16 protein-coding genes are annotated in these 16,474 nt (G+C 68.9%); 11 read left to right on the forward strand and 5 right to left on the reverse strand.

Translation table 11 applies throughout. The features are described 5' to 3' along the window. Nucleotide 1: 1 nt before the first annotated feature. Complete coding sequence (gene hpnA / locus CNE_RS28575) at nucleotides 2-1,009, reverse strand: hopanoid-associated sugar epimerase (RefSeq protein ID WP_013953778.1); 1,008 nt, start codon at nucleotides 1,007-1,009, stop codon at nucleotides 2-4. Nucleotides 1,010-1,216: 207 nt separating this feature from the next. Here hpnA and ispH point away from each other — a divergent pair, with 207 nt between their 5' ends. Genes ispH through CNE_RS28605 form a run of 6 tightly spaced genes read left to right on the forward strand, consistent with a single transcriptional unit; the run spans nucleotide 1,217 to nucleotide 7,864 of the window. After that, complete coding sequence (ispH, locus tag CNE_RS28580; protein WP_013953779.1) at nucleotides 1,217-2,230, forward strand: 4-hydroxy-3-methylbut-2-enyl diphosphate reductase; 1,014 nt, start codon at nucleotides 1,217-1,219, stop codon at nucleotides 2,228-2,230. A 21-nt stretch (nucleotides 2,231-2,251) separates the two neighbouring features. Next, nucleotides 2,252-3,421, forward strand: coding sequence for an adenosyl-hopene transferase HpnH (hpnH, locus tag CNE_RS28585; protein WP_013953780.1), 1,170 nt, complete (start codon nucleotides 2,252-2,254; stop codon nucleotides 3,419-3,421). Between the two features lie 11 nt (nucleotides 3,422-3,432). Further along, nucleotides 3,433-4,587, forward strand: coding sequence for a bacteriohopanetetrol glucosamine biosynthesis glycosyltransferase HpnI (gene hpnI / locus CNE_RS28590; RefSeq protein WP_013953781.1), 1,155 nt, complete (start codon nucleotides 3,433-3,435; stop codon nucleotides 4,585-4,587). After that, complete coding sequence (gene hpnJ / locus CNE_RS28595) at nucleotides 4,584-6,008, forward strand: hopanoid biosynthesis associated radical SAM protein HpnJ (RefSeq protein ID WP_013953782.1); 1,425 nt, start codon at nucleotides 4,584-4,586, stop codon at nucleotides 6,006-6,008. The genes hpnI and hpnJ overlap by 4 nt, the downstream gene beginning before the upstream one ends. A 38-nt stretch (nucleotides 6,009-6,046) precedes the next feature. Continuing rightward, nucleotides 6,047-6,850 carry a hopanoid biosynthesis-associated protein HpnK gene (gene hpnK / locus CNE_RS28600; protein WP_080569609.1) on the forward strand — a complete coding sequence of 268 codons (804 nt, stop codon included), beginning with the start codon at nucleotides 6,047-6,049 and terminating at the stop codon, nucleotides 6,848-6,850. Between the two features lie 9 nt (nucleotides 6,851-6,859). Further along, complete coding sequence (locus CNE_RS28605) at nucleotides 6,860-7,864, forward strand: lysylphosphatidylglycerol synthase domain-containing protein (protein ID WP_013953784.1); 1,005 nt, start codon at nucleotides 6,860-6,862, stop codon at nucleotides 7,862-7,864. 13 nt (nucleotides 7,865-7,877) lie between these two features. Here CNE_RS28605 and CNE_RS28610 read toward each other — a convergent pair whose 3' ends face one another. Then, complete coding sequence (locus CNE_RS28610) at nucleotides 7,878-8,522, reverse strand: MlaC/ttg2D family ABC transporter substrate-binding protein (RefSeq protein WP_013953785.1); 645 nt, start codon at nucleotides 8,520-8,522, stop codon at nucleotides 7,878-7,880. Between the two features lie 169 nt (nucleotides 8,523-8,691). Here CNE_RS28610 and hpnN point away from each other — a divergent pair, with 169 nt between their 5' ends. Continuing rightward, complete coding sequence (gene hpnN, locus CNE_RS28615) at nucleotides 8,692-11,328, forward strand: hopanoid transporter HpnN (protein ID WP_041228716.1); 2,637 nt, start codon at nucleotides 8,692-8,694, stop codon at nucleotides 11,326-11,328. A gap of 40 nt (nucleotides 11,329-11,368) precedes the next feature. Then, nucleotides 11,369-12,163 (forward strand): MlaA family lipoprotein, encoded by a 795-nt coding sequence (locus CNE_RS28620; RefSeq protein ID WP_013953787.1) that lies wholly within the window; start codon nucleotides 11,369-11,371, stop codon nucleotides 12,161-12,163. A 9-nt stretch (nucleotides 12,164-12,172) separates the two neighbouring features. Here CNE_RS28620 and CNE_RS28625 read toward each other — a convergent pair whose 3' ends face one another. Next, on the reverse strand, nucleotides 12,173-12,625 hold the full coding sequence (locus CNE_RS28625; protein ID WP_013953788.1) for an FKBP-type peptidyl-prolyl cis-trans isomerase: 453 nt from the start codon (nucleotides 12,623-12,625) through the stop codon (nucleotides 12,173-12,175). Nucleotides 12,626-12,842: 217 nt separating this feature from the next. On the opposite strand from CNE_RS28625, the gene CNE_RS28630 reads away from it, so the two are divergent. From CNE_RS28630 to CNE_RS28640, 3 genes are all read left to right on the forward strand, one after another. Beyond that, the gene (locus tag CNE_RS28630) at nucleotides 12,843-14,171 is read left to right on the forward strand and encodes a tetratricopeptide repeat protein (RefSeq protein WP_013953789.1); all 1,329 of its coding nucleotides are present in this window, start codon (nucleotides 12,843-12,845) and stop codon (nucleotides 14,169-14,171) included. Between the two features lie 61 nt (nucleotides 14,172-14,232). Next, nucleotides 14,233-14,604 carry a DUF6152 family protein gene (locus tag CNE_RS28635; protein WP_013953790.1) on the forward strand — a complete coding sequence of 124 codons (372 nt, stop codon included), beginning with the start codon at nucleotides 14,233-14,235 and terminating at the stop codon, nucleotides 14,602-14,604. A 15-nt stretch (nucleotides 14,605-14,619) separates the two neighbouring features. Next, complete coding sequence (locus CNE_RS28640; RefSeq protein WP_013953791.1) at nucleotides 14,620-15,132, forward strand: DUF6644 family protein; 513 nt, start codon at nucleotides 14,620-14,622, stop codon at nucleotides 15,130-15,132. Nucleotides 15,133-15,143: 11 nt separating this feature from the next. Here the strand turns inward: CNE_RS28640 and copD are convergent, their stop codons facing one another. Next, nucleotides 15,144-16,076 carry a copper homeostasis membrane protein CopD gene (copD, locus tag CNE_RS28645; RefSeq protein WP_013953792.1) on the reverse strand — a complete coding sequence of 311 codons (933 nt, stop codon included), beginning with the start codon at nucleotides 16,074-16,076 and terminating at the stop codon, nucleotides 15,144-15,146. Further along, a complete protein-coding gene (gene copC / locus CNE_RS28650; protein ID WP_013953793.1) occupies nucleotides 16,077-16,463 on the reverse strand; it encodes a copper homeostasis periplasmic binding protein CopC in 387 nt (128 codons plus the stop codon). Nucleotides 16,464-16,474: the final 11 nt, after the last annotated feature.

The following is a 16,474-nucleotide window of genomic DNA, read 5'->3' on the forward strand; positions in this document are numbered from 1 at the left end:
CTTAGCGCTTGTCGAGATACCCCTGCGCCCGGAACCACTCCAGCGCGTCCCGCAAGCCCTCCTGGTATGGCCGCGGCTGATAGCCCAGCACCTTGCGCGCCTTGTCTGATGTAAAGAACATCCGGTACCGGGACATATTGAGTCCATCTACAGTGATGAACGGCTCCTTGCCGGTAAAGCGCGCCGCCGCCTCCGCCCCGTACGCCAGCGGGTACAGCGGCCAGCGCGGCAGCTGCATGGTCGGCGGGCGCCGGCCGCACATCTGCGCGATGTCGCGCAGCATCTGCTGCAGCATCACGTCCTGGCCGCCCAGGATGTAGCGCTCGCCGGCCTGGCCGCGTTCCAGCGCCAGGAAATGCCCTTCGGCCACGTCATCCACATGCGCCAGGTTCAGGCCGGTATCGACAAAGGCGGGGATCTTGCCCGTGGCGGCCTCGACGATGATGCGCCCGGTCGGCGTCGGCCGCACGTCGCGCGGGCCGATCGGGGTGGACGGGTTGACGATGACCGCCGGCAGGCCACGCTCGGCCACCAGCTTTTCGACCACGCGCTCGGCCAGCACCTTGCTGCGCTTGTAGGCGCCGATGGCCTCGTGCGGGCGCAGCGCCGCGGTCTCGTCCACCGGCGCCCGCGCGCCGGCCACGCGCAGCGTCGCCACGCTGCTGGTATAGACCACCCGCTCGACGCCGGCCTGCTGCGCAGCCTCCATCACGGCCAGGGTGCCGTCGACGTTGGTGCGCACGATGTCCTCGGGGTCCGGCGCCCACAGCCGGTAGTCGGCGGCCACATGGAACAGGTAGCACACGCCCTGCAGCGCGGCGGCCACCGCGCCGGCGTCGCGCATGTCGCCTTCCGCCACGGTCACCGGCAGCCCGGCCAGGTTGGTCCGCGGGCTCTGCGGGCGCACCAGCACGCGCACCCGGAAGCCGCGTGCCAGCGCCCTGCGCGCCACCGCCGAGCCCAGAAAGCCCGAGGCGCCTGTCACCAGCACGTCATCGTTTTTCGTCATAAACCCGTTTTCCCGTGAGGCGGAGTCGCCTTGGCCAGCCTCGCGCTGGCCAAGGCGACTCCAGACAAAGCCGGCGTGTCGGGTATATAGTAACCACCGTGCGACGGAAATGTGATCTGCGGTGGATCTCCGGTGGTTGCCGGTGCATTTCCCGTCCCGCCATCCCAAACACTGACACCCGTTGAAAAGGGTCGGGGGGCTTACTCTATGCAGGTGATTCTTGCTCAGCCCCGGGGCTTCTGCGCCGGCGTGGTGCGCGCGATCGAGATTGTCGACCGCGCCCTCGTCAAGCATGGCGCCCCGGTGTTCGTGCGACATGAGATCGTGCACAACAAGCACGTCGTAGAGGGACTGAAGGACAACGGGGCGCGCTTCGTCGAAGAACTCGACGAAGTCCCGACCGGCGCCGTGACCATCTTCAGCGCGCACGGGGTCTCGCGCGAGGTCATCGCCGATGCCAGCCAGCGCCAGCTGCATGCCATCGACGCCACCTGCCCGCTGGTGATCAAGGTCCATACCCAGGGCCGCCAGTACGCGGCCAGCGGCCGCACCGTGATCCTGATCGGCCATGCCGGCCACCCGGAGGTGGAAGGCACCATGGGCCAGATCCCGGGCAAGGTGATCCTGGTGCAGAACGAGGCCGAGGTCGCGCAGCTTGACCTGCCCGCCGACACCCCGGTCGCCTACGTCACGCAGACCACGCTGAGCGTGGACGACACCCGCAATATCATCGCCGCGCTCGGGCGCCGCTTCAGCAACCTGGTCGGTCCCGATACGCGCGACATCTGCTACGCCACGCAGAACCGCCAGAGCGCGGTGCGCGACCTGTGCAAGCTGGCTGACGTGATCCTGGTGATCGGCGCGACCAACAGCTCCAACTCCAACCGCCTGCGCGAGATCGGCACGGAAAGCGGCGTGCCCAGCTACCTGATCGCCGAGGGCAGTGAACTGGACCCCGCCTGGGTGCGCAACGCCAACGTGGTGGGCATCACCGCCGGCGCCTCCGCCCCCGAGGAAATGGTCGAGGACGTGATCAACGCCCTGCGCCGGCTGGGCCCGGTGGATGTCACCACCATGGCCGGGCGCGAGGAACATGCCGAGTTCCGGCTGCCGGCCGAGCTGGCCGACGTGAAGCCGAGACCGGCCCCGCGCAAGGCCGGCAAGGAAACCGCCGCAGCCGCGGCCGTACCTGCCACCGCCAACGAGAATATCGCCGGCTGAACCCAACCAGAGGAAGTTGCCTTGGCTATTCCGCTACTGCAGGTCGCCCGCGTGGGCGCCTACATCGTCGGCAAGCATCTGTCGCGACAGAAACGCTATCCGCTTGCCCTGATGCTGGAACCGCTGTTCCGCTGCAACCTGGCGTGTTCAGGCTGCGGCAAGATCGATTATCCGGACCCCATCCTGAACCAGCGCCTGTCGGTGCAGGAATGCCTCGGGGCGGTGGATGAATGCGGTGCCCCGGTGGTGTCCATCGCCGGCGGCGAGCCGCTGCTGCACAAGGACATGCCGGAGATCGTGCAAGGCATCATCGCGCGGCGCAAGTTTGTCTACCTGTGCACCAATGCGCTGCTGATGGAAAAGAAGCTGGACCAGTACCAGCCCAGCCCGTATTTCATCTGGTCGGTGCACCTGGACGGCGACCGCGAGATGCATGACCGCTCGGTGTGCCAGGAAGGCGTGTACGACCGCTGCGTCGAGGCGATCCGGCTGGCCAAGGAACGGGGTTTCCGCGTCAATATCAACTGCACGCTGTTCAACGATGCCCAGCCCGAGCGCGTGGCGAAGTTCTTCGACTCGGTCAAGGCGCTGGGCGTGGACGGCATCACCGTGTCGCCGGGCTATGCCTATGAACGCGCGCCGGACCAGCAGCACTTCCTGAACCGCGGCAAGACCCGCCAGCTGTTCCGCGACATCCTGAGCCGTGGCCGCGCCGGCAAGAACTGGGCCTTCAGCCAGTCGACGCTGTTCCTGGACTTCCTGGCCGGCAACCAGACCTACCACTGCACCCCGTGGGGCAACCCGGCGCGCACCGTATTCGGCTGGCAGCGTCCGTGCTATCTGGTGGGCGAGGGCTATGCCGCCACCTTCCGCGAGCTGATGGAAGAGACCGACTGGGACGCCTATGGCACCGGCAACTACGAGAAGTGCGCCGACTGCATGGTGCACAGCGGCTATGAGGCCACCGCCGTGGCGGACACCTTTGCCCATCCGCTCAAGGCGCTGGGCGTGAGCCTGCGCGGCGTGCGCACCAGCGGGCCGATGGCGCCCGATATTGCGCTGGACAAGCAGCGGCCGGCCGACTACGTGTTTTCGCGCCACGTCGAGATCAAGCTCGAGGAAATCCAGCGCGCGAAGCCGCCCGCCAACCGGCCGCGGCCGGCCAAGGCCAACGCCGCGGCCACGCACTGACTGCACTGCCGATGGCCGCCGAACTTGCCGCCACCCTCCCGGGCGCTGCGCTGACCTGCGTGTCGGCGGGCTATGCGCTGGCCGCCGCCTGGCTGTCGCGCCGCGCGCCTGCGGCAGGCGGCGGCGCGGCAACGACACCGGTCAGCGTGCTCAAGCCGCTGTGCGGCGCCGAGCCCCGGCTGTACGAGAACCTGGCCACGCTGTGCCGGCAGCGGCATCCGTCGTTCCAGCTGGTATTCGGCGTGCGTGCCGCAGACGATCCCGCCATCGCCGTGGTTGAACGGCTGCGCCGCGACTTCCCGGCGTGCGACATCGCGCTGGTGGTCGATCCGCAAGTGCACGGCACCAACCTGAAAGTCAGCAACCTGATCAACCTGTTCGCGCAGGCCAGGCACGATGTGCTGGTGATCGCCGACAGCGATATCGCCGTGCCGCCCGAATACCTGGCGCGCGTGACCGCGCCGCTGGCCGACGCCGGCGTGGGCGTGGTCACCTGCCTCTACCGCGGCAAACCGACTGGCGGGCTGTGGTCGCGCATTGGTGCGCAGTTTATCGACGACTGGTTCGCGCCGTCGGTGCGCATCGCCCACGCGGGCGGATCGCAACGCTTTGCCTTTGGCGCGACCATTGCGCTGCGCCGCAATGCGCTGGAAGCCATCGGCGGCCTCGCAGCCTTGTCCGGCCGGCTGGCCGACGACTACTGGCTGGGTGAGCTGACGCGGCAGCAAGGCTTGCGCACGGTGCTGTCGGAGGTGGTGGTCACGACCGACGTCACCGAGGACCATTTCACCGACCTGTGGCGACATGAGCTGCGCTGGCTACGCACGATCCGTTCGCTGAATCCACCGGGCTTTGCCTTTACCTTCATCACGTTCACCTGGCCGATGCTGGCGCTGGGTGTGCTGCTGGCACCGCTGCCGCTGGTACTTGCGGTGGCGGCCGCCGGCGCGCTGGCGCGCAGCGTGCTGGCAGGCAGCGTCGCCGCCGCACTGCGCGCACCGTTGCGCGATGCGCTGCTGCTGGCCGGCTGGGCATTTGCGCTGGCAGGCAAGCGCGTGCAGTGGCGCGAGCAGGTGCTGTCGGTGCGCGATGCCCTGCACACCAGTCCTGCGCTGACCCCGAACCAACCTTCATCCACCGGCATCCATCCCCAGAGGCCGCTATGAAAAAAACCCTTTTCCTCCAGGCCCCTTCCTTCGACGGCTTCGACGGCGGCGCGGGCTCGCGCTACCAGGCCAAGCGCGAGATCAAGTCGTTCTGGTACCCGACCTGGCTGGCGCAGCCCGCCGCGCTGGTGCCGGGCAGCCGCGTGCTGGACGCACCGGCCGACGGCCTGACCGTGCAGCAGTCGCTGGATATCGCCGCGGACTATGAACTGGTCATCATCCACACCAGCACGCCCTCGTTCCCCACCGACGCCAAGTTCGCCGAGGAACTGAAGAAGCGCAAGCCGGATGTGATGATCGGCATGGTCGGCGCCAAGCCCGCGGTCGATCCGGGCGGCACGCTGGGCGCGAGCGAGGCCATCGACTTCGTCTGCCGCGAGGAGTTCGACTACACCTGCCAGGACGTGGCCGCGGGCAAGCCGCTCCAGGACATCCTGGGCCTGTCCTACCGGCTGCCGGACGGCTCTCTCGAACACAACGGGCAGCGCCCGATGATCGAGAACATGGACGAGCTGCCCTTCGTGGCGCCGGTCTACCAGCGCGACCTGAAGATCGACAACTACTTCATCGGCTACCTGAAGCACCCCTATGTGTCGATCTACACCGGCCGCGGCTGCCGTTCGCGCTGCACCTTCTGCCTGTGGCCGCAGACCGTGGGCGGGCACCGCTACCGCACGCGCTCGGCCGAAAGCGTGATCGCCGAGGTCAAATGGATCAAGGAGAACATGCCCGAGGTCAAGGAGATCATGTTCGACGACGACACCTTCACCGACTTCAAGCCGCGCGTGGAAGAGATCGCGCGCGGGCTGGGCCAGCTGGGCGTGACGTGGTCATGCAATGCCAAGGCCAACGTGCCGTACAGCACGCTCAAGATCATGAAGGAGAACGGCCTGCGCCTGCTGCTGGTGGGCTATGAGTCCGGCGACGACCAGATCCTGCTGAACATCAAGAAAGGCCTGCGTACGGACATTGCGCGCCGCTTCACCGAGGACTGCCGCAAGCTGGGCATCCAGATCCACGGCACCTTTATCCTGGGCCTGCCGGGCGAGACGCGCGAGACCATCGAGAAGACCATCGAGTACGCCAAGGAAATCAACCCGCACACCATCCAGGTGTCGCTGGCCGCGCCCTACCCCGGCACCACGCTGTACCGGCAGGCGGTGGAGAACGGCTGGCTCGAGGAAAACAAGGTCATCAACCTGGTCAACGACCAGGGCGTGCAGCTGGCCGCGATTAGCTATCCGCACCTGTCCAAGGAAGACATCTACCACGGCGTGGAGACCTTCTATAAGCGCTTCTACTTCCGCCCCGGCAAAATCTGGGAAATCGTGCGCGAGATGCTGGGCAGCTGGGACATGATGAAGCGGCGCCTGCGTGAAGGCGTCGAGTTCTTCCGCTTCCTGCGCTCGCACGAGGCCTGATCCTGGCCCACGCGCTTTCCTGTGCCTCGCAACGCGCGCTGATCGTCACCGCCGACGACTTCGGGCTGCACCCCGCCGTCAATGAGGCGGTGGAGCTGGCCCACCGCGACGGCGTGCTCAGCGCCGCCAGCCTGATGGTGGGCGCGCCCGCCGTGGCGGACGCGGTCGAGCGCGCGCGCCGGCTGCCGTCGTTGCGCGTGGGGCTGCACGTGGTGCTGGCCGACGGCCCGGCCACGCTGCCGCGCGCGCAGATCCCCGACCTGGTCGACGCCGGAGGCCGCTTCGGCTCGGCCATGGCCCTGGACGGCTGCCGCTTCTTCTTCCTGCCGCGGGTGCGCCGCCAGCTGGCGGCGGAGATCCGCGCGCAGTTCGAAGCCTTTGCCGCCACCGGCCTTCCGCTGGACCACGTCAACACACACAAGCATTTCCACCTGCACCCGACGGTGCTGTCGCTGATCCTGTCGATCGGGCGCGACTACGGCCTGCGTGCGATGCGCCTGCCGCGCGAGCATGGCGCGCCGTTGCTGCTGCGCCCCTGGCTGGCGCTGCTGCGCCGGCGCCTGGACCGCGCCGGCATTGCGCACAATGACTACGTGGTTGGCATCGCGCGCAGCGGCCAGATGGACGAGGCAGCCCTGCTGCAGGCGCTGGCGCAGTTGCCCGCGGGCGTGGGCGAGATCTACCTGCACCCGGCCGTGGTCTCTGGCGAGGCCATCACCGCATCGATGCGCGGCTACCGCCACGCCGACGAACTGGCCGCGCTGCTGTCGCCGCGCGTGCGCGCCGCGCTGGAGCGCGCGGCCAACCGGCGCGGCGGCTTTGCCGACGTGCTGGTGCCCTGACTTTTCAACATGAAACGCATTGCTTACCTGACCGGCCTGATCGGGCTGCTGGCGCTCACCGCGCTGGTGATCCACCAGGGCGCCAGCGATATCGCCGCCATCGTGGCGCAGGGCGGCTGGCTGCTGCTGTTGCTGGTGCCCCTGCACGCACTGCCGCTGCTGCTCGACGCGCAAGGCTGGCGCGTCCTGCTGACCTCGGCCGACCCCGAGGAGAAGGCGGGGATCGGTTTCCTGTGGTGGGTCGCCACGGTGCGTGAAGCGGTCAACCGCCTGCTGCCAACGGTGGGGGTCGGCGGCGAACTGGTCGGCATCCGCCTGACGCGGCTGCGCATCCGCGACACCACCGCGGTGACTGCCAGCATTGTGGTCGAAGTGATGCTGACGCTGTTCTCGCAGTACCTGTTCTCGGCCATGGGGGTGCTGCTGCTGGTGGCCGCGCTGCAGGACAGCGGCGGGGCCTGGGTCATCTTGGCCGGGCTGTTGCTGTCATTGCCGGTGCCGGTGCTGTTCGCGATGTCGCTGCGGCATACCGCGATTTTCGAGAAACTGGAAGGCGCGGCGCGCAAGCTGTTTGGCGAAGATCACCGCATTGTCGCGATGATCGACGGCGCGCGGCTCGATGCCCATATCCGCGCGCTCAACCGGCGCCGGCGCGAGCTGCTGGCGGCGCTGGGCTGGCAACTGGCAGGGCTGGTCAGCGGCACGCTGGAGATCTGGCTGGCGCTGATGCTGCTGGGCCATCCGGTGCCTGTCTGGCAGGCGCTGGCGATCGAATCGCTGACCCAGGCCGCGCGCCAGGTGGCCTTCTTCGTGCCCGCCGGGCTGGGCGTGCAGGAAGCGGTGGTAATGCTGCTGGGGCAGGTGCTGGGGATCGATGCACAGGTCTCGCTGGCGCTGGCGCTGGTCAAGCGCGCGCGCGAGATCCTGTTCGGCGTGCCCGCGCTGCTGTCATGGCAATGGGTGGAGTTGCGCCACTGGCGGCGCAGCCGGGACACCGGTCACGCCGCGCCCTGATGGCGTGCGGCGCTCAGGCGTCAGACGCCTGGCGCGCGTTGTGGGTGGTCAGGTACTTCACCAGCCCGTCGACCCCGCTGCGCGCGACGATATCCGCAAACTGCTTGCGGTACACCTCGATCAGCCACGCCCCCATCATATTGATGTCATAGATCTTCCAGCCGTTGGCAGTGCGCTGCAGCCGGTAGTCGATCTGCATCTCGTCGGCATTGTTGATCACGCGCGTCTGCACCACCACGTCGGTGGCGCCGCTGCCGGACTTGACCGGCTGGTAGCGGAACTTGACGTTCTGCTCGCGCAGCTGCGCCAGCGACACCGCATAGCTGCGCACCAGCAGCATCTGGAACTGCTCATGGAGCTGTTGCTGCTGCTCCGGCGTGGCGGTGCGCCAGGCACTGCCCACCGCCAGCCGCGTGGTGCGCTGGAAATCCGTGTAAGGCAGGAACTGCTTCTGCACGACAGCGGTGATCTTGCCGAGGTCGCCGGCGCGGGTGTCGGGATTGGACTGGATAGTGCCGATCACGCCCTCCACCGCGGCCTGCACCAGCCGCTCGGGGCTGGCGCGCAGGTCGCCGGGCTGGACAGCCTGGGCGTGCGCTACGGAAACCATGGCCACCGCTGCAAGCGGCACCAGGGGAAGCAAACCGTGAATCGTCATGGATGTGAGAGCCAGGAAGGACTGTGAAGCGGCGCCGGCGCTGCAGCGCCGGCGCCAGGCTGACAGTTTATAGCGGATCGGCCTGAATCGCGGATGCCCGGGCCGCGCATGCCGCATGCGCCACGCTGCCAGCCGATATACTCGCGGTTCGTGCTCCTTGGATCCGCCCATGCTGACTTCGCTGCTGACACGCATTGTCCGGCTTGCCACCGCCTGGCCGTGGCGCGTCATCATTCTGGCGGCATTGCTGACCGCCGCCAGCGGCGTCTACGTGGCCCGCAACTTTGCGATCAACACCGATATCGGCCGCCTGCTGGAATCCGACGCCCCCTGGGCGGTGCGCGACGCCGCCATCGGCGACGCCTTTCCCCAGCGCAACCAGTTGATCCTGGCGGTGGTGCAGGCGCCCGCGACAGAGCTGGCCGACGCCGCCGCCGACGCGCTGGCCGAGGCGCTGCGCCGCCAGCCGGCACGCTTCACCGCGGTCAGCCAGCCCGGCGGCGGCCCGTTCTTCGCGCGCAACGGCTTGCTGTTCGCCAGCAACGATGAAGTGCGCCAGCTCACGCAGCAGCTCGTGCAGGCGCGTCCGCTGGTCAACGCGCTCGCGCATGACCCGACCCTGCGCGGCCTGTCCGATCTCCTCACCACCACGCTGACGCTGCCGCTGCAGATGGGGCAGGTAAAGCTGGGCGACATGGCCAGGCTGCTGGGCAGCAGTGCCCAGACACTGGACCAGGTGCTGGCCGGCAAGCCCGCCGCGCTGTCCTGGGCAGGGCTGCTTGACGACAGCCTCAAGCCTGGGCCCGATGGCCAGGTCTACAGCTACCTCGCGCTCAGCCCGGTGCTGGACTACAGCGACCTGCAGGCCGGGGCCGCCGCCTCGCGCGCGATCCGGCAGGCAGCGGCCGACCTGCAGCTGGCACAGCGCTACCAGGCCACGGTGCGCTTGACCGGCCCGCAGGCGCTGGCCGACGATGAATTCGCCTCGGTCAGCGACGGCGCCGTGCTCAACGGCGTGCTGACGGTGCTGGTGGTGGTCCTGATCCTGTGGCTGGCCTTGCGCTCGGCGCGGCTGATCGTGGCGGTGCTGGCCAGCCTGTTTGCCGGGCTGCTGATCACCGCGGCGCTGGGGCTGGCCATGGTCGGTTCGCTGAACATGATTTCGGTGGCGTTCGCGGTGCTGTTCGTCGGGCTGGGGGTGGATTTCGGCATCCAGTTCGGCGTGCGCTACCGCGCCGAGCGCCATGACCGCGACCATATCGTCGAAGCGCTGGGGCTGTCCGCGCGCGGCGTGGGCGCGCCGCTGGCCCTGGCCGCCGCGGCCACGGCGGCGGCATTCTTCTGCTTCCTGCCCACCGACTACCGCGGCGTGGCCGAACTGGGGCTGATCGCCGGCGTGGGCATGATGGTGGCATTCGCCACCACCTTCACGCTGCTGCCGGCGCTGATCTGCGTGCTCAAGCCCGGCGGCGAGCCCGAGGCGCCGGGCTTCGCGTGGCTGGCGCCCGCGGACCGGTTCTTCGACCGCTATCGCAAGCCGGTGCTGCTGGTCACCCTGCTCGCGATCCTGGCAGGCGCGCCGCTGCTGCCGCACCTGCGCTTTGACTTCGACCCGCTGCACCTGAAGGACCCCAAATCTGAATCGATGGCCACGCTGCTGGCGCTCAGGGACGCGCCGCAGGCCGGCACCGACGATGTCAGCGTGCTGGCGCCTTCGCTGCCGGCCGCACGCGATCTCGCCGGCAAGCTCGCGGCGCTGTCCGAGGTGGCACGCGCGGTCACGCTGCAGACCTTTATCCCCGGCGACCAGCCGCCCAAGCTGCAGGCCATCGGCCAGGCTTCGGCCGCGCTGATGCCGGCGCTGACGCAACCCACCGCCACGCCCGCCACCGACAGCGTGCGCGTCAATGCGCTGCGCAATGCCGCGCGGCAGCTGGCCATCGCCGCCGACGAGCATCCCGGTCCGGGTGCGGCTGAAGCCGCGCACCTGTCCGCCGCGCTGAAGAAGCTGGCCTCCGTCGACGCCGCCACGCGCGACCGCGCCGAGCGCGCCATCGCCGTGCCGCTGCAGCTGGCGCTGGCACGGCTGAAGCTGGCGCTGGACCCGCAGCCTGTCAGCCAGCAGACGCTGCCGCCCGAACTGGTGCGCGACTGGATCACGCCGGACGGGCGCGCGCTGGTCAGCGTCAGCCCGAAGCTGCCGCCGCCCGCCAGCGCGCAGCGCGAGGCCGCGCTGGACCGCTTCATCACCGCGGTGCAGCGCGTGGCGCCGACCGCCACCGGCGGGCCGATCGCGATCCGCGGCTCGGCCGATACCATCATGGCCGCCTTTACCCAGGCAGGCGCGTGGGCGGTGGTGTCGATCACCATCCTGCTGTGGATCACGCTGCGCCGTTTCGGCGACGTGCTGCGCACGCTGATACCGCTGCTGGTTTCGGCCATCGTCACGCTGGAGTTGTGCGTGCTGTTCGGCATTGCGCTGAACTTTGCCAACGTGATCGCGCTGCCGCTGTTGCTGGGCGTCGGCGTCGCGTTCAAGATCTATTACGTGATTGCCTGGCGGCACGGCAAGACCCAGCTGCTGCAGTCCAGCCTGACGCACGCCGTGCTGTACAGCGCGGCCACCACCGCCACCGCTTTCGGCAGCCTGTGGCTGTCGCAGCATCCCGGCACCGCCAGCATGGGCAAGCTGCTGGCGCTGGCGCTGGCGTGCACGCTGGTTGGGGCCGTGTTCTTCCAGCCGATCCTGATGGGCCGCCCGCGCGAAGGCGCCCATCACAAACATGACAAGGCTGCCCGGTCATAATCACAAACCCGACGCGGCCGACCCCGAACCCCTTCGTACGATGCCTTTACGCCAGCGCGCTACATCCGTTGCCACCACCGCCATTGCCGCCACCCTGCTCGCCGGCTGCGCCACCGGCCCGCAAGCCAATCCCGACGATCCGTTCGAGCCCATGAACCGCGCGGTCTTCACCGTCAACGACAAGCTCGACCAGTACGTGGCCGTGCCGGTGGCCAAGGGCTACAAGGCGGTCACGCCGGAGCCGGTGCGCACCGCGGTCACCAATTTCTATTCGAACATCGCGGACATCGGCAACTTTGCCAACAACCTGCTGCAAGGCAAGGGCGTTGAGGCCGCGGAGAGCTTCATGCGGGTCGCGATCAATTCCGTGCTGGGTATCGGCGGACTGATCGACATCGCCACGCCCGCCGGCCTGCAGAAGCATTCGCAGGATTTCGGCCTGACGCTGGGCACGTGGGGCGTGCCGTCGGGACCCTACCTGGTGCTGCCGCTGTTTGGCCCCAGCTCATTCCGCGACGGCGTGGGCCTGTATGTGAATTTCCAGTTCGACCCGACCACTTATGCCGAGCCGGCGGTGCGCAATTCGCTGTTCGGGATGAACGTGGTGGACGTGCGCACCAACCTGCTGGGCGCCACCGACCTGCTGAAGCTGGCGGCGCTGGACAAGTACACCTTTGTGCGCGATGCCTACGTGCAGCGGCGCCGCTACCTGCTGGGAGAGAGCACGTCGCTGCCGGACTACGACGAAAACGACGACAGCGGCGCGGCCGCAGCGCCCGCCGCGGAGGCGCCGGCGGGCACGCCTGCGCCCGCGCAGCCGCAGGCGCCGCGCTGATGCGGGCTCTTAGCCGCCGATCCCCAGCAGCACCACCTCGAAGGTAAGCGTGGCGTTCGGCGGGATCGTGCCCGGCACGCCGCGCGCGCCGTAGGCCGTGGCCGGCGGGCAGGTCAGCTTGGCCTTGCCGCCCACCTGCATCGCCTGCACCCCTTCGGTCCAGCACGGGATCACGCGGTTGAGCGGGAACGAGATCGGCTGGCCGCGCTTGTACGAGCTGTCAAACTCGGTGCCGTCGGCCAGCGTGCCGCGGTAGTGGACCTGCACCGAGTCGGTGGCCTTGGGCGAGGCGCCATTGCCCTTGATCAGGTGCTGGATGGTCATGCCCGACGCCAGCGTCTGCGGCGCCGCCGCGGGTGCGGCAGGGGCGGCCGGGGCGGCCGGGGCCGAGGCAGCCGGGGCGGCCGCGGATGCGGCGCAGGCGAAGGTCAGGGTGCCGAGGAAAAGCGCAAGTGTTTTCATGGGAAACCTGATGGTTAGGTCGTGATTGGGGATGCGGCAGTTTAACCGACACACGGCAACGATATGGCGGCAGCGGCATATAGCGCACAACGCACCCCGGCCATGCGCCTTGTGGCGGGCATGGTGCGGCGCACCCCGCCGCATCCGTTACACGGGGCGTTTTGCCGTCTACGATGGTTCGTGACAGCCCCGCTGCCGCGGGCGCACGGAGATTGCCATGGCACTCACGGATTCACGGGATCTTCCGGTCTCGACCCAGAACGCCCGCTCGGTCGAGCAGTATGAGACCGCCCTGCAACTGCTGAACAGCTACTACGGCAACCCGCTCGCCGCCATTGACACGGCGCTGGCCGCCGACCCCGGCTTCGCCATGGGCCACGCGCTGCGCGCCGCGCTGATGGTCACCTCTGGCGACGGCACCGCCGAGCCCATGCTGCGCCAGAGCGTCGAAGCCGGCGAAGCCCTGCACACCAGCGCCAACGACCGCGAGCGCCGCCATATTGCCGCGGCACGCGCCTGGCTGGACGGCGAGTTCGAGCGCTCGGTCCGGCTCTACGGCGATATCGTGATCGACTATCCACGCGACTTGCTGGCGATCCAGACCGCGCATCTCGAAGACTTCCTGCTGGGGCAGTCATCGATGCTGCGCGACCGCGTGGCGCAGGCGCTGCCGCACTGGGATGCCGGCATGCCGGGCTACGGCTACCTGCTCGGCATGCATGCCTTCGGCCTGGAGGAAACCCAGCTCTACGAGCGCGCCGAGGAAAGCGGCCGGCGCGCGCTGGAGCTCAATCCGCGCGACCCATGGGCCGTGCACGCGGTGGCGCACGTGATGGAGATGCAGGGCCGCCTGGCCGACGGCATCGCCTGGCTGGACGGGCGCCGCGACGACTGGTCCGACGACAATATGCTGGCCGTGCACAACTGGTGGCACCTGGCATTGTTCCAGCTGGAAGACGGCAGGACCGACGAGGTGCTGGCGCTGTACGACCGCTGTATCAAGCGCCCCGCGCCGGCGATCGCGCTGGACCTGGTGGATGCCTCAGCGCTGCTGTGGCGGCTGCACCTGCGCGGCGTGGATGTGGGCCGGCGCTGGCAGCCGGTGGCGGACGACTGGCTGGGCCGCGGCGCGGCCGGCTACTACGCCTTCAACGATGTCCATGCCGTGATGGCCAGCCTGGGCGCGCACCGGCCCGCGGCCGCCGACCAGGTCCGTGCCGCGCTGGAGCGCGCCGCCCTGGGCAACGGCACCAATGCCATGATGTCGCGCGATGTGGGGCTGCCGGTGGCCGATGCCCTGATCGCGTTCGACCAGGGCGATTACACCACTGCCATCGACCTGCTGACGCCGGTGCGCCTGATCGCCCACCGCTTCGGCGGCAGCCATGCGCAGCGCGACGTCATCAGCCTGACCCTGCTCGAGGCGGCGCTGCGCGGCGGCCGCAGCAACCTGGCGATTGCGCTCACGGCCGAACGCGCCGCGCTCAAGCCCATGAGCCCTAGCCTGCACCGGCTGGTGCAGCGCGCAGACTCGTGCCGCGCATAGGTCTCACTGCCACGGTCGGGATCGGCGCCTATACTGCACCTGTCCTGACCGGAGACCACCCATGCCCAGCATCCGCGCCCTGTTCCGCCCCGCCCTCTTTGCCGCCAGCGCCGCGCTGGCGCTGGCCGCAGTGCCGGCCATTGCCCATCACGGCTGGTCCACCTATGACGAGACCAGGCCGCTGACGCTGACCGGCAAGATCGTCGAAAGCCACTACGAGAACCCCCACGCGCATATCCGCATCGACGCCGGCGGCAAGCGCTGGCTGGCCGTGCTGGCACCGGTGTCGCGGATGGAGGCGCGCGGCGCCACCGCCGACAAGGTCGCCGTGGGGCGCGAGGTCACGCTGGTCGGCTATGCCAGCAAGGAAAAGGCCGACGAGCTGCGCGCCGAGCGCATCACCATGGACGGCAAGACCGTCGAGTTGCGCTGAGCCGGCTCGCGCCGCATGTCGGTGCTGTTCGCGCAATGGACGGAATGGGCCGGCGCGCTGGCGCGGCTGCCGTTCCCGATGGCCCTGCGCAGTTCGGCCTGGGCCTATCCCGCAGTGGAGATCGTCCACCTGGCCGGCATGGCGCTGCTGTTCGGCTCCATCTTCGTGGTCGACATGCGCCTGGCCGGACTCGGCCGGCGGCTGCCGGTGAGCCTGCTGTTGCGCCATGCGCTGCCCTTCACCGCCGGCGCCTTCGTCGCGGTCGCGGCCAGCGGCGTGCTGCTGTTCCTGGCCCATGCCGATGAGCTGGCCGTCAATCCTGCATTCCTGGCCAAGCTGTGCCTGATCGCGCTGGCGCTGGCCAATGTGCTGTGGTTCCACCTGGGGCCATATCGCAGCCTGCATGCCGGGCAACGGGGCTGGGACAGCGGCGTCGCGCCGCCAGCCGGCGCGCGGATCAGCGCCATTGTCTCGATGGTGACGTGGTCGCTGGTAATCTGTGCCGGGCGTCTGATTGCCTATGTCTGATCGCGCCGGCCTCATATCGGCGCCGGAGACAGCATCCCCAGCATGGCCACCAGGGCCATCACCAGCGCGGCGGCGCCGGCCTCCAGCAGCAGGCTGCGCCGCAACGCCAGCGCCGCCACCCGATGGTCCCCGGCCTGCACCGCCAACGCCAGCTGCGGGCTCAGGCGGAAGCGGTTCGCGGCAGCCATGCCAAGCATCGCCACGAACAGCGCGAGCTTGGCGGCCAGCAGCCCGCCATAGGACATCGGCGCAACATCGGGCAGCGCCGGGCCCACGATGAACCAGTAGTTGAGCACGCCGGTCAACAGCAGCGTGGCAACAATAATGGTGCCGACGCGGGCGAAGCCGTTCGAGGTGCGGCTCAGCAACGCCACGGCCGCCTGGTCCGATCCCGGCCGCGCCAGGGACAACAGCACGAACGCGGCCAACGCGCCAACCCATGCGCCGGCGGCCAGCAGGTGCGCCACGTCGGCGCTCAGGTGGACATAGCGCAAGGCGCCCTCATGCATCGCGCCGTGGCCGCCCCAGGCCAGCGTGGCCAGTGCAATCCCGCCGAACCCGGCCAGCGCAGCGCAGCGCGCGCCCGGCCGCCTGCGCCAGGACACGCCGGCCAGCACGCAAAGCAGCAGGGCCATCAGGCGCACCGACCAGGCCAAGCCGAAATCCGTGCCCGTGACGATCATCGCGAAGACGTGGCCCTGCAACGAAGCGTAGTCGGACACCCCCGTCATCGCCCGGGCCATCACGACGAGGGCGCCCAGCGAGAGCACGATGCCCGCTACGGCACAGCCCAGCGCAAGTGCCTGGCATCGCATGGCAAAGCGTGAGGCCCGTTCACCCCGATGCAGCGCATAGGTGCAGAACAGCGGCAGCCCGAACAGCAAGGCCAGGTCGACATAGAGCGCCAGGCGCAGCCCGGCGGCCACCCAGTCCGGTTGCGGCAATTACTTCACCGTGAAGGCGATATTGCCGTTGACGGGATGGGTATCGGATGACACCGCCCGCCAGTCCACCCGATAGCTGCCAGCCGGCAGCGGCTGCGCCGGCGTGATCACCATGGCCTTGGGGTCGTCGCTGCCGGAGACTTTCGCGGCCATTTTCATCGGCGCATGACTGGCCATGCCCGGCATGCCGGTCATCACCAGACTGGCGCCGGAAAACTGGGTGACCAGGGTCTCGGAGAACTGCAGTTCGATCTTCTGCGGCGCCGCCACTTCGGCCTTGTCCGCCGGCGTGGACGACACCAGCTTCGGGTGCGCGAAGGCGATGCTGCTGGCCAGCGCGGCGCTGGCGGCAAGCAGGGTCTGGATCAGGGGGCGATTGGCATGCATGGTTATCTCCG

This window comes from Cupriavidus necator N-1 (genome assembly GCF_000219215.1).
In the GTDB taxonomy this organism is placed as follows: Bacteria; Pseudomonadota; Gammaproteobacteria; order Burkholderiales; family Burkholderiaceae; genus Cupriavidus; species Cupriavidus necator.